The organism is Streptomyces abikoensis (assembly GCF_014648775.1).
In the GTDB taxonomy this organism is placed as follows: Bacteria; Actinomycetota; Actinomycetes; order Streptomycetales; family Streptomycetaceae; genus Streptomyces; species Streptomyces abikoensis.
On record NZ_BMRT01000009.1, the window covers coordinates 148168 to 160615 of the forward strand.

Consider the following 12448-nt stretch of genomic DNA (forward strand, 5'->3'; position numbering starts at 1 on the left):
TGGGTGGTCCGGGCCGGAACGCGGGGCCTGGGCCGGAGGCCACCTCGTACCCTGGGCGGGTGATGAACCCGGAAGCTGAGACGGAAGCCGAGACGCCCGACGAGCCGCGTGCGGAGGAACCCGGTACCGAGCGGCTCGCCCAGGCCGTGCGGTCGGCCGAACAGGCCTTGATCGAGTTCGAGATAGCGGTGGAGACCTTCCGGGTCGAGGTGGAGAACTTCTCCCGTCTCCACCACCAGCGCCTCGGCCCGATGTACGCCCGTCTCGACGAGCTCGACGCGCTGATCGCGGAGGCAGTCGCGGCCCGCTCGGGGGACGCGGAGGACACCCGCCGGGCCCGCGAGGCCCGGGCGCTGGTGCAGCCCATGCCGGGGGTCGACGACCTGCTGGGCGGCTGGATCGACGACTCGGGGATGTCGCCGGAGGCCACGGCCATGCTCACCGAGCAGCGGGTGCGCCCGCCGGCCCGGGTGCGGCCCAGTGACGCGGCCCGGCGCGCCTACCGGGAGCTCGTCCGCAAGGCCCACCCGGACCTGGCCCCGGACGAGGCGGACCGGCCGCGCCGCGAGGCCTTCATGGTGCGGGTGAACGCCGCCTACGCCGACGGCGACGAGGCGCTGCTCCAGGAGCTCGCCGAGGAGTGGGCGGCGGGTCCCGTGCCGGCGCAGCGGCGCGCGAGCCGGGGCGAGGAGCTGTACGCGCGGCTGGAGTGGCTGGCCGAGCGCAAGGACATGCTCTCGGCGGTGGCCGCCGAACTGGAGGCTTCCGCGATCGGCGCGATGCTCCGGATGGCGCCGGAGGACCCGGACGGGCTGTTGGTGGAGATCGCCGACGGGCTGCTGGCACAGATCGCGGAACGGGAGGCTCATCTGGCCTCGCTGACCGGTTAGCCGGTCGGGTAGCGTCGGGGCCATGGTTTTTGGTTCGCGAGTGCCCACGGTCGGCGTCGACGCCCTGTCCGCCGACGATTTCCTGCTCGACGTGCGTGAGGACGACGAGTGGCAGGCGGGGCACGCCGACGGCGCGCTGCACATCCCGATGAGCGACTTCGTGGCGCGCTTCGGTGAGCTGACGGAGAAGGCCCCCGAGGGCGGCCGGATCCATGTCATCTGCCGGTCCGGGGGCCGCTCCGCGCAGGTCACGGCCTACCTGGTGCAGCAGGGCCTCGACGCCGCGAACGTCGAGGGCGGCATGCAGGCGTGGGCGGCCGTCGGCCGTCCGGTCGTGGACGCCGCGGGCGCTCCGGGCGCCGTGATCTAGCCGCTCCCCAGCTCGTTCCTCAGGTCGTTCCTCAGCTCGTTCCTCAGGTCAGGGGGTGGGCGGCCAGCAGGTCGCCCAGGGCCTCCTCATGGGCGGCCGCCGGGCCGAGGGAGAGCTCCAGCTGCTTCGCCCAGGCGTGATAGCGGTGGAGGGCGTACTCGGTGTCCGCGCCGAAGCCGCCGTGCAGGTGCTGGGCGGTCTGGACGACGCGGCGTACGCCCTCGGAGGCCCAGACCTTGGCGACGGCGATGTCGGCGGCGACGGGCAGCGCGCCCGCTTCCTCGTGCGCCGTGGCCGTCTCGACGCGCCAGGCCGCCTGCAGGAGCGTGGCCTCCATCGCCCGAAGGTCGATATAGCGATCCGCGCACTGGACCGCCACGGCCTGGAACGTGGCGAGGGGGAAGCCGAACTGCTCCCGCTTGCTCGTGTAGTCACCGGTCATCCGGGCCGCCGCCTCGCCGACGCCCAGTGCCAGGGCGCAGGTGCCGACGGTGAGCAGCTCCCGCAGCCGCGCCCAGGCGCCGTCCGCCGTGATCACCTCGTCCTGCCCGGCGCGCACCGCGTCCAGGGTCACCCGGGCGTACCGCTCGCCGTTGGTGGAGACCTGGTCCTCCAGGGTGGCTCCGGGACGGCCGGGCGGGACCAGGGCGAGGACCGTACGGCCGTCCCCGGCGTGGGCGGGCAGCAGGATCCGGTCGGCGGTGGGCGCCCAGGGCACGGCGGTCTGCTGCCCGTCGAGGATCCAGTGGCCGTCGCTGTCCTGCCGGGCGGTGACGGCGAGTTCGGGGAGGTCATGCCCGGTGCGGCCCTGCGCGGCGGCCGTGACGACGAGCTCGCCCCGGCCGATGGCGTCCAGCAGCGGGCCCGTCGCGGCGCCGCCGTACGCGCCCAGGACGTAGGCGGCGGCGCTGGTCTCCAGCAGGGGCACGCGGGCCAGGACCCGGCCGGCCTCGCGGAGCACCAGGCACAGGGCGATCGGCCCCAGCCCCGCGCCGCCGCGCTCCACGGGCAGGAGGAGGCTCAACAGGTCCGCGTCGGCGAGACGGCCCCACAGCGGGCGGTCGAGGTCCTCGGCGACCGCGCCCGGCACCAGGGCCGGGCTGGGCACCCCGTCGACGCTCACCCCGCCGAGGACGGCCCGGGCCGCCTCGGCCGCCGCCTGCTGCTCCTCGGTGAAGGTGAAGTCCATGGCCCGGCCCTCCCTCGTACGGATATCTGACGATCCGTCAAAGTAGGGCAGGAGGCGGGAATTGGGAATCCGATTCAGCGGTCGAAGTCCAGCTCCACCTTCTCCGTGGTGGCGTGGGACTGGCAGGCCAGTACGTATCCCGCGTCCAACTCCTCCTGTTCCAACGCGAAGTTGCGGTCCATCCGTACGTCGCCCGACACCAGGAACGCGCGGCAGGTTCCGCAGACGCCTCCCTTGCAGGCGTAGGGCGCGTCGGCCCGGTTGCGCAGCACCGTCTCCAGCAGCGTCTCCCCGTCCCGCACCGGCCAACTGCCGCTGCGGCCATCCAGCTTGGCGGTCACCTCGCTGTGTGTGAGGGCCGCGCGTGTGCCCGGCGCCGGGGCCGCGGCCGTCGTACCCGCCGGGGCGTCCTCCACGTGGAAGATCTCCTCGTGGATCCGCTCGCGCGGGACGCCCAGGCCGCGCAGCGCCCGCTCCGCGCCCTGCACCAGACCATGGGGGCCGCACAGGAACCAGCCGTCGACCGTTCCGACCGGCAGCAGCGCGGGCAGCAGCCGGGTCAGCCGCTCCTCGTCCAGCCGGCCGGAGGCGGGCCCGGCCTGCTGCTCCTCGCGGGAGAGGGTCTGAACGAGCTGGAGCCGGTCGGGATAGCGGTCCTTGAGGTCGGCGACCTCGTCGAGGAACATCGTCGAGGCGGTGGTGCGGTCGCTGCGTATCAGGCAGAACCGGGCGTCCGGCTCGCTCGCCAGCAACGTCGAGACGATGCTGAGGACGGGCGTGATCCCGCTGCCGCCGACGATCGCCGCGAAGCGGCCGGGGCGGGGCCGCAGCACGAACCGTCCGGCCGGGGCCATCACCTCCACGGTGTCCCCCGCGGCCAGCTCCTTGAGGGCGTACGTCGAGAACGCCCCGCCGTCCACCAGGCGCACGCCGACCCGTAGCGTCTCGGGGCCCTCCGGGCCGGGGGCCCGGCCGCAGAGGGAGTAGGTGCGGCGTATCTCCGTGCCGTCCACGCGCCGGCGGAGGGCGAGGTGCTGGCCGGGCGCGTACCGGAAGGCGGCGCGCAGGGCGGGCGGGACCGCGAGGGTGACGGCGACCGAGTCGTCGGTGAGGGGCTCGACGGCCGTCACTCGCAGCGGGTGGAAGGCGCCATGGCGGGCCGCTGCCATCACAACTCCTTGAAGTGGTCGAACGGTTCGCGGCACGCCTCGCAGCGGCGCAGGGCCTTGCAGGCGGTGGAGGAGAAGCGGCTCAGCAGCGTGGTGTCGGTGGATCCGCAGTGGGGACACCGAATGGCCAGGCCGACCATGACAGGGCCTTTCGCCCCCGTCGGCCCCGGTGGCGCGATACCGAACTCCTCCAGCTTGCGGCGGCCTTCGGCCGTGATGTCGTCGGTGGACCAGGGCGGCGAGAGGACCGTGCGGACGGTGACTTCGGCCTGCCCCTGTTCATTGAGCACGCGTTCGATGTCGGCGGACATCGCCTCGATGGCGGGACAGCCGGTGTAGGTGGGGGTGAGCTCCACCTCCACGCGGCCGGAATCGGTGATGCGCAGGCCCCGGACCACGCCCAGCTCGGCCAGGGTGAGCACGGGCAGCTCGGGATCGGGGACCGACCCGGCCAGGGCCAGGAGCTCCTCTTCGAGGCGGGAGACGGTGGCTCCCTCGGGCGTGGTCACCATGTCGCCCCCGGGTGGCTGCGGTGCAGATGCTGCATTTCCGCGAGCATCCGCCCGAACGGCTCGGTGTGGATGCCCTGCCGGCCCGCGCCGGCGGTCCACGCGCCGATCTGGGGGCCGTCGGGCAGGGTCAGCGTGGCACGCCGGATGGCGTCGGTGACGGTGGTCAGCCAGCCGTCGCGCAGTGCGTCCCGGTCGACGGACAGGCCCTCCACGGGCTCGAAGAGCTCGCCCGTGAACCGCCACAGGGCGTCCAGGGCGCGCTGCATCCGGGAGTGGCTCTCCGGCGTGCCGTCGCCGAGGCGCAGGGTCCAGTGCTCGGCGTGGTCCCGGTGGTAGGCGACCTCCTTGACGGCCTTCGCGGCGATCGGGGCGAAGGGCGAGCCGGCGTCGGCCGCCAACTGCTCGTAGAGCAGCTGCTGGTAGACGGAGAAGTAGAGCTGGCGGGCGATGGTGTGCGCGAAGTCGCCGTTGGGCTGCTCGACGAGCTGGACGTTGCGGAAGGCGCGCTCCTCGCGGAGGTAGGCGAGCTCGTCCTCGTCGCCCACGAGGGACAGCAGGACACGGGCCTGTCCGAGCAGGTCGAGCGCGATATTGGCGAGGGCGACCTCCTCCTCCAGCACGGGCGCGTGCCCGGCCCACTCGCCCAGCCGGTGGGAGAGCACCAGAGCGTCGTCACCGAGGGAGAGGGCCGCGGTCGCGTGCGCCTGCGCGGGGACGGTCGCGGGTGTGGGCACAGATGCGGTCACAGGTGCTTCACCCCCTCCGGGATGTCGTAGAAGGTCGGGTGGCGGTAGGGCTTGTCGGCGGCGGGCTCGAAGAAGGGGTCCTTCTCGTCCGGGGAGGAGGCGGTGACGGCCGTGGACGGCACCACCCAGATGGAGACGCCTTCGGAGCGCCGGGTGTAGAGATCGCGGGCGTTGCGCAGGGCCATCTCGGCGTCCGGGGCGTGGAGGCTGCCGGCGTGGGTGTGGGACAGGCCCCGCCTGCTGCGCACGAACACTTCCCACAGGGGCCAGTCGGTGCCGGTCATGCTGTCGCCTCTCCGTGTTCGGCCGCGTGCTTGGTGGCGTACGCGGCGGCTGCCTCGCGGACCCAGGCGCCCTCCTCGTGGGCCCTGCGGCGCTGGGTTATGCGCTGTTCGTTGCACGGGCCGTTGCCGCGGAGGACCTCGTGGAACTCGTCCCAGTCGATGGCGCCGAAGTCGTGGTGGCCGCGCTCCTCGTTCCACCGGAGGTCCGGGTCGGGGAGGGTGAGGCCCAGGGATTCGGCCTGGGGGACGCAGATGTCCACGAAGCGCTGGCGCAGCTCGTCGTTGGAGTGCCGCTTGATCTTCCAGGCCATGGACTGGGAGGAGTGGGCGGACTCGTCGTCGGGCGGGCCGAACATCATCAGGGACGGCCACCACCAGCGGTTCACCGCGTCCTGCGCCATGGCGTGCTGGGCCTCGGTGCCCCGGCTGAGGGCGAGCAGCAGCTCGTAGCCCTGGCGCTGGTGGAAGGACTCCTCCTTGCAGATGCGGACCATGGCCCGGGCGTAGGGGCCGTAGGAGCAGCGGCAGAGGGGGACCTGGTTGGTGATGGCCGCGCCGTCCACGAGCCAGCCGATGGCGCCGACGTCCGCCCAGGTCAGGGTGGGGTAGTTGAAGATCGAGGAGTAGCGCTGGCGGCCGGCGTGGAGCTTGTCGAGCAGCTCGTCGCGGCCGGTGCCGAGGGTCTCGGCGGCGCTGTAGAGGTAGAGGCCGTGGCCCGCTTCGTCCTGCACCTTGGCCATGAGGATCGCCTTGCGGCGCAGCGAGGGCGCGCGAGTGATCCAGTTGGCCTCGGGCTGCATGCCGATGATCTCGGAGTGGGCGTGCTGGGCGATCTGCCGGACGAGCGTGGCGCGATAGGCGTCGGGCATCCAGTCGCGTGGCTCGATCCGCTCGTCGGCGGCCACGGCGGCTTCGAACACCGCCTCCAGCGCTCCCGTCTCCGGCGCCGTCGTGGTCATGCCGTGCCCCCTCGCCTTGACGATTCTCCCTACCGACCGATCGTTCGGTTCAATGGTGAGGGGAGCCCCAGACCCTGTCAACCCTGTGGATAACTCGTCGGCGCTGGGCCTCCCGGTGCCGCGTCGGTACGGTTCGGGTGCACACCGGGGCGCTCGGGCGCCCGGCGGCGCGCCACAGGCGCATGGATCGGCGGACAAGGAACAGGGGCGGGGCGATGGAGACGGACGAGGCGCGCGAGCGGGCCGGCGGCGCCGCCGGGCCGGAGGGCCTGTCCCTGCCGGCACGCGTCGTCGTCGCCCTCGGCGTCGCGGTGGTGACGCTGGCGGTCACGGTGCACCTGGCGATGATGTTCCTGCACGTGGCACCGCCGAACACGGTCAGCAAACGGCACGCGGCGGAGATAGACGACTACGTCTACCCGGAGTTCGAGCAGAACTGGAAGTTCTTCGCCCCCAACCCGCTGCAGCAGAACGTCGCCGTCCAGGCGCGCGCCGAGCTGACCGGCGCGGACGGCCGGACCACCGTCACCCCCTGGGCCGACCTGTCGGCCCGCGACGGCGCCGACATACTCCACAACCCCGTCCCCAGCCACACCCGGCAGAACGAGCTCCGCCGCGCCTGGGACTTCTACGCGGGCACGCACGACGCCCAGGAGCGCCCCAGCGGCCTGCGCGGCCGCCTCGCCGAGCAGTACGTCCGCCGCATCGCCCTCTCCCGGCTGGGCGCGAGCCAGGACGGCCGCCCGGTCGAACGCGTCCAGGTGCGGTCCGTGACCACGCCCATCGCGCCCCCGCCCTGGAGCGACGAGAAGGCCGACACCAAGCCGGTGTACCGGGTGCTGGGCTGGTGGCCGGTGACCACCGCCGATCTCGCGGAGGCGAGGAACCGATGACCACCTCACCGACGCGTTCGCTGTCGCGCGCTCTCGCCCGCGTCACCGGCGCCTCCCTGGGCCCGTACCAGACGGCCCTCCTGCGGATCGGGCTCTCCTTCACCTGGCTGTGCTACCTGCTGCGCGAATGGCCCAACCGCCGTGAGCTGTACGGGCCGGACGCGCCCTGGAGCTGGCGGATGGCCCACGAGCTCATCGGCGACAACCACGCCTTCACCGCGCTGATGTGGTCCGACAACCCCGCGTGGTTCGAGACCGTCTACGCGCTCGCCATCGTCTTCAGCGCCCTGCTGATGCTCGGCTGGCGCACCCGGACCATGTCGGTCCTCTCCATGCTCGGCGTGCTCTCGCTCCAGAACCGCAGCGTGTTCATCGGGGACGGCGGCGACAACGTCGTCCATCTGATGGCGCTCTACATGGTCCTGACGCGCTGCGGCCAGGTCTGGTCCCTCGACGCCCGCCGCGCGGCACGCCTGGCGCGGGAGAGCGCCGACGGCGACGCGCGGGGGCGTGCCGACCGAGACGCGTGGGACGTGCCGGGCATCGCGCTGTGGACGGTGTGCGGGCTCGGGCTCGTCCTCGCGCAGGTCCTCGGCGACGACAGCATGACCTGGACCGGCGAAGGGCCGCTGCCCGGCCTCTCCTGGCCCGTCACGCTGTGGGGGCTGTGGGCCGTCCAGGGACTGTGGTGGGCGGTGCGGCGGCACGCCCCCGGGGAGCCGCGCGCCGTGCTCGACGCGCTGGCCCATCTGACGCACAACGCCGCCCTGTTGGTGATCATGGCGGAGGTCTGTCTGATCTATGCCACGGCCGGCTGGTACAAGGTTCAGGGCTCGCGCTGGCAGGACGGCACCGCGCTGTTCTACCCCATGCACATCGACTACTTCTCGCCCTGGCCCTGGCTCTCCCACGCCCTCGCCGCGAGCAGCCTCGTCGTCCTGCTGCTCAGCTACGGCACGGTGGCTGTCCAGGTCGCGTTCCCCTTCACCCTGCTCAACCGGCGGGTGAAGAACGTGCTGCTGGTGGTGATGATGGCCGAGCACCTCGGCATCGCCGTGCTGCTGGGACTGCCGTTCTTCTCCCTCGCGATGATCGTCGCGGACGCGGTGTTCCTGCCGACGTCCTTCCTGCGCCGGCTGGAGGGCGCCCGTCGTCTGCTTCCCCCGGCGCGCGGCCGGCGGGAGCCGGTGGGGCCTTGCCCCGCTCCCCGGACCCCGGCCGAGGAGGAGGCCGACGGCCCGGCCGACGCTCCGGCCGCCGTGCCGGGGCCCGGCCGGCGGACCGTAGGCTGAGGCCCATGACCCAGGACGACCCCGGCACTGCCGCGCTGCGGCGGTGGGCCGCCGACGCGCCCGGCGCCGTGCTGCTCGACGGCTTCCACGCGCTCAAGCACGCCCTGCGCTTCGGCGCGCCCGTGGGCCCCGCCCTCACCAGCGACAAGGCCTCCGTCCTGGCGCTCTCCGCCGACCTGGCCGGCGACCTGACGGACACCCTCGACGACCTCCTGGTGGAGGTGCCCGCGGCGACGCTGCGCGAGCTCGTGCCGAGGATCCACCCCACCGGCGTGGCCGCCCTGGCCACCCGGCCGGACCGCCGCGCCAACCTCGACGCGCTGGCCCGGCGGCCCCGGCAGGCGCCCGTCGTCGTCCTGGACAACCCCCGCAACCTCGGCAACGTCGGCGCGGTGGTCCGGCTGGCGGCCGGTTTCGGCGCGACCGGCGTCGTCACCACCGGGGACATCGATCCGTGGCACCCCAACGCCGTGCGGTCGGGGGCCGGGCTGCACTACGCGACGGCCGTGGAACGGCTGCCGGCCGACGAGCTGCCCCCGGGGCCGCTGTACGTCCTGGACCCGGAAGGGGACGACATCCGGGGCGTCCCCCTGCCCGACGACGCGCTGCTCGTGTTCGGGTCGGAGCGGCACGGCGTCTCGGCGGAGCTGAGGGGCAGGGCGGACCGGTTGGTCGCCCTGCCGATGCGCCCGCAGGTCTCCAGCTACAACCTGGCCACGAGCGTGGCGATGGCCCTGTTCCACTGGGGCGGGCCCGGGACGGTGCCCCCGGCGGGCTGAGTCACGCCTGGCGGCGTACCTCCACCGTGCGGAAGCGGCTGGCGACGAAGGCGCTGTCGCACAGGACCGCGTTGGCCGCGGGGTTGCCGCCCGAGCCGTGGAAGTCCGAGAACGCGGCCGTCTGGTTGACGTACACCCCGCCGGTGAGGTTGAGGGAGAGCTGGGCGCACTCCTCCAGGCAGGCCTCCTCGATCAGCCGCTCGGCGTCGGCCGAGGTCGTGTACGCCCCGACCGTCATCGCGCCCTTCTCCCGCACCGTGCGGCGCAGCAGCTCCACCGCGTCGGCCGTGGAGTCGACCGCGACCGCGAAGGACACCGGGCCGAAGCACTCCGAGAAGTAGGCCGCCTCGGCGTCCGGCTTGGCGCCGTCGAGCTTGACGATGACCGGGGTGCGGACCGTGGCGCCGGGGAAGTCGGGGTTGGCCACGGTGCGGGAGGCCAGAGCGACCTCGCCGAGCTGCGCGGCGGCGTCGATCCGGGCCTTCACCTGGTCGTTGACGATGGCGCCGAGCAGGGCGTTGGCCCGGGCGTCGTCGCCCAGGAGCCGCTCCACGGCCGTGGCGAGGTCGGCGACGAACTCGTCGAAGGACTTGTGCCCGGCGTCCGTGGCGATGCCCTCGCGCGGGACGAGCAGGTTCTGCGGGGTGGTGCACATCTGGCCGCTGTAGAGGGACAGCGAGAAGGCCAGGTTGGACAGCATGCCCTTGTAGTCGTCGGTGGAGTCGACGACGACGGTGTTGACGCCCGCCTTCTCCGTGAAGACCTGCGCCTGGCGGGCGTTGGCCTCCAGCCAGTCGCCGAAGGCGGTGGAGCCCGTGTAGTCGATGACGCGGATCTCCGGCCGGACGGCCAGGGACTTGGCGATGCCCTCGCCGTCCCGCTCGGCGGCCAGCGCGACCAGGTCGGGGGAGAAACCGGCCTCGGCCAGCACCTCACGGGCGACGCGCACGGTCAGGGCGAGCGGCAGCACCGCGCGCGGGTGCGGCTTGACCAGGACGGCGTTGCCGGTGGCCAGCGAGGCGAACAGGCCCGGGTAGCCGTTCCACGTGGGGAAGGTGTTGCAGCCGATGAGCAGGGAGACTCCGCGCGGCACGGTGGTGAACTGCTTGTTCAGCTTCAGGGGATCGCGCTTGCCCTGCGGCTTGACCCACTCGGCGGTCTCCGGGGCGGCGTTCGTCTGCTCGGCGTAGGCGTAGGCGACGGCCTCCAGGCCGCGGTCCTGCGCGTGCGGTCCACCGGCCTGGAAGGCCATCATGAACGCCTGGCCGCTGGTGTGCATGACCGCGTGGGCGAACTCGTGCGTCCGGGCGTTGATCCGGGCCAGGATCTCCAGACAGACCGCCGCCCGGGCCCGCGGGCCGGCCTCCCGCCACGCGGGCATCGCCGCGCGCAGCGCGGGCAGGAGGACGTCGACGTCGGCGTGCGGGTACTCGATGCCCAGCTCGAAGCCGTACGGCGAGACCTCCGAGCCCGCCCAGCCGTCGGTGCCGGGCTGTTCCAGCTCGAAGCGCTTGCCGCGCTGCGCGTCGAAGGCGGCCTGGCCCTCGGCGGCGCCCAGGCTGCCGGGGGCGCCCTCGGGCCCGTAGGCCTTGGGGTGCTCCGGGTGCGGGGACCAGTAGGCGCGTGAACGGATGGCGTCCAGTGCCTGGTCAAGGGTGGGGCGGTGCTTCTCGATCAGCTGGGCGGTGGTGAGTCCGGCGGTCACGTCAGACCAACTCCTCGTCGAGCGGGGCTCCGATACGGGGGCCGGACGCGCCCCCGGTGGATACAGTAACCGAACGATCGGTCGGGGCAAGGGGGCCCGGCGAACCTGTGGACAACTCATCGGGGAGGATCACTGTCATGACCGCAATCGACCCGGCCCGAGCCGTCGCCGTCGTCGGCACCGGCACCATGGGCCAGGGCATCGCCCAGGTCGCCCTGGCCGCGGGCCACCCGGTACGGCTGTACGACGCGGTACCCGGCCGTGCGGAGGAGGCGGCCCGGGCGATCGCCGCCCGGCTCGGCCGCCTCGTGGACAAGGGCAGGCTCGACACGGCCGGCCGGGACGCGGCTCTCGCCCGTCTGCGCCCCGTCGCGCGGCTCGACGGGCTCGCCGACTCCGCGCTCGTCATCGAGGTGATCGTGGAGCGGCTGGACGCCAAGCAGAAGCTCTTCCAGGAACTGGAATCGGTCGTCGCGGACGACTGCCTGCTCGCCACCAACACCTCCTCCCTCCCGGTGACCGCCGTCGCCGGGGCCCTGCGCCTGCCCGGCCGCTTCGTCGGCCTGCACTTCTTCAACCCCGCCCCGGTGCTTCCCCTCGTCGAGGTCGTCCGCGGCCACGCCACCGACGAGCCGGCCGCCGAGCGGGCCCGGGCCACCGTCGCCGCGTGGGGCAAGACCCCCGTGGCCTGCGCCGACACCCCGGGCTTCATCGTCAACCGGCTCGCCCGGCCCTTCTACGCCGAGGCCTTCCGCGTGTACGAGGAGCGGGGCGCCGACCCCGCCACCATCGACGCGGTGCTGCGCGAGAGCGGCGGCTTCGCGATGGGCCCCTTCGAGCTGACCGACCTCATCGGCCAGGACGTGAACGACGCCGTCACCCGTTCGGTTCACGAGGCGTTCTTCCACGACCCGAGGTTCACGCCCTCGCTGGCCCAGGGCCGGCTGGTGCAGGCCGGGCTGCTGGGCCGGAAGTCCGGCGCGGGATGGTTCCCGTACACCGACGGCGCCGGGAAGCCCGAGCCGAGCACGGCCGAGCCCCGCGAGGCCCCCGCGGAGATCGGCTGGCACGGCCAGGTGCCGCCCGTCTGCGCGCCGCTGCTCGACATGATCGAGGAGGCGGGCGTCAAGGTCGTGCGGGACCGCACGCCCCGCGAGCCCGAGTGGTACATCGCGCTCCCCGGCGGCACCCGGCTCACCCTCACCCAGGGCGAGGCCGCCACCCCCCGCTCCAGCGGGACCACGATCCACCTCGACCTCGCGCTCGACTACCGGTCCTGCGCCCGGGTCGCCCTCGCCCCCTCCCTGAAGGCACCGGAGGCCGACGTGCGCGCCGCCGTCGGGCTGTTCCAGGCGCTCGGCAAGAAGGTCAGCGTCATCGACGACGTCCCCGGCCTGATCGTCGCCCGCACGGTGGCCATGCTCGTCGACTTCGCCGAGGACGCCGCCGCCCGGGGCGTCGCGACCCGCGAGGACATCGACACGGCCATGCGACTGGGCGTGAACTACCCGCGCGGGCCCCTGGAGTGGGGCCGGGAGCTCGGCCTGGGACGGGTCCGGGACATCCTGTCGGGGCTGGACCGGGAGTACCCCGGCGGCCGCTACCACCCCTCCCTGTCCCTCCGCCGCCGTGCGGCCGTCGAAGAGAGCCTGCTGTAATC

At 73.4% G+C, this 12448-nt stretch carries 13 protein-coding genes; 6 read left to right on the top strand and 7 right to left on the bottom strand.

Features of this window, described 5'->3' with window-relative positions; translation table 11 throughout:
- Positions 1 to 62 precede the first annotated feature (62 nt).
- Together IE096_RS25495 and IE096_RS25500 are read left to right on the top strand one after the other, a co-directional pair.
- Positions 63 to 890 carry a J domain-containing protein gene (locus IE096_RS25495; protein ID WP_229820601.1) on the top strand — a complete coding sequence of 276 codons (828 nt, stop codon included), beginning with the start codon at positions 63 to 65 and terminating at the stop codon, positions 888 to 890.
- A gap of 22 nt (positions 891 to 912) precedes the next feature.
- On the top strand, positions 913 to 1260 hold the full coding sequence (locus tag IE096_RS25500; RefSeq protein ID WP_189455582.1) for a rhodanese-like domain-containing protein: 348 nt from the start codon (positions 913 to 915) through the stop codon (positions 1258 to 1260).
- A gap of 43 nt (positions 1261 to 1303) precedes the next feature.
- Here the strand turns inward: IE096_RS25500 and IE096_RS25505 are convergent, their stop codons facing one another.
- From IE096_RS25505 to paaA, 6 genes are all read right to left on the bottom strand, one after another.
- Complete coding sequence (locus IE096_RS25505; protein WP_189455583.1) at positions 1304 to 2449, bottom strand: acyl-CoA dehydrogenase family protein; 1146 nt, start codon at positions 2447 to 2449, stop codon at positions 1304 to 1306.
- A gap of 74 nt (positions 2450 to 2523) precedes the next feature.
- Positions 2524 to 3618, bottom strand: a complete 1095-nt coding sequence (locus IE096_RS25510) for a 2Fe-2S iron-sulfur cluster-binding protein (RefSeq protein WP_189455585.1) — start codon at positions 3616 to 3618, stop codon at positions 2524 to 2526.
- Positions 3618 to 4130 (bottom strand): 1,2-phenylacetyl-CoA epoxidase subunit PaaD, encoded by a 513-nt coding sequence (paaD, locus tag IE096_RS25515; protein ID WP_189455587.1) that lies wholly within the window; start codon positions 4128 to 4130, stop codon positions 3618 to 3620. The genes IE096_RS25510 and paaD overlap by 1 nt, the downstream gene beginning before the upstream one ends.
- Positions 4124 to 4876, bottom strand: coding sequence for a 1,2-phenylacetyl-CoA epoxidase subunit PaaC (gene paaC, locus IE096_RS25520; protein ID WP_229820603.1), 753 nt, complete (start codon positions 4874 to 4876; stop codon positions 4124 to 4126). The genes paaD and paaC overlap by 7 nt, the downstream gene beginning before the upstream one ends.
- Positions 4873 to 5160: a 1,2-phenylacetyl-CoA epoxidase subunit PaaB gene (gene paaB, locus IE096_RS25525; protein WP_126915001.1), complete on the bottom strand. Its 288-nt coding sequence runs from the start codon at positions 5158 to 5160 to the stop codon at positions 4873 to 4875. Before paaB ends, paaC begins: the two co-directional genes overlap by 4 nt.
- Entirely contained in the window at positions 5157 to 6119 is a 963-nt protein-coding gene (gene paaA, locus IE096_RS25530; protein WP_126915000.1) for a 1,2-phenylacetyl-CoA epoxidase subunit PaaA, read from the bottom strand. The genes paaB and paaA overlap by 4 nt, the downstream gene beginning before the upstream one ends.
- A gap of 215 nt (positions 6120 to 6334) precedes the next feature.
- Here paaA and IE096_RS25535 point away from each other — a divergent pair, with 215 nt between their 5' ends.
- From IE096_RS25535 to IE096_RS25545, 3 genes are read left to right on the top strand one after another with little or no spacing between them, the layout of a single operon-like run.
- Complete coding sequence (locus IE096_RS25535; RefSeq protein ID WP_189455589.1) at positions 6335 to 7012, top strand: DUF5819 family protein; 678 nt, start codon at positions 6335 to 6337, stop codon at positions 7010 to 7012.
- Positions 7009 to 8304 carry an HTTM domain-containing protein gene (locus tag IE096_RS25540; RefSeq protein ID WP_229820606.1) on the top strand — a complete coding sequence of 432 codons (1296 nt, stop codon included), beginning with the start codon at positions 7009 to 7011 and terminating at the stop codon, positions 8302 to 8304. Before IE096_RS25535 ends, IE096_RS25540 begins: the two co-directional genes overlap by 4 nt.
- Positions 8305 to 8309: 5 nt before the next feature.
- Positions 8310 to 9083, top strand: coding sequence for a TrmH family RNA methyltransferase (locus IE096_RS25545; RefSeq protein ID WP_189455591.1), 774 nt, complete (start codon positions 8310 to 8312; stop codon positions 9081 to 9083).
- Position 9084: 1 nt separating this feature from the next.
- Here IE096_RS25545 and paaN read toward each other — a convergent pair whose 3' ends face one another.
- The gene (gene paaN / locus IE096_RS25550) at positions 9085 to 10788 is read right to left on the bottom strand and encodes a phenylacetic acid degradation protein PaaN (RefSeq protein ID WP_189455593.1); all 1704 of its coding nucleotides are present in this window, start codon (positions 10786 to 10788) and stop codon (positions 9085 to 9087) included.
- A gap of 137 nt (positions 10789 to 10925) precedes the next feature.
- Between paaN and IE096_RS25555 the strand changes: the two genes are divergently transcribed.
- On the top strand, positions 10926 to 12446 hold the full coding sequence (locus tag IE096_RS25555) for a 3-hydroxyacyl-CoA dehydrogenase (RefSeq protein WP_189455595.1): 1521 nt from the start codon (positions 10926 to 10928) through the stop codon (positions 12444 to 12446).
- The last annotated feature ends 2 nt before the right edge of the window (positions 12447 to 12448 follow it).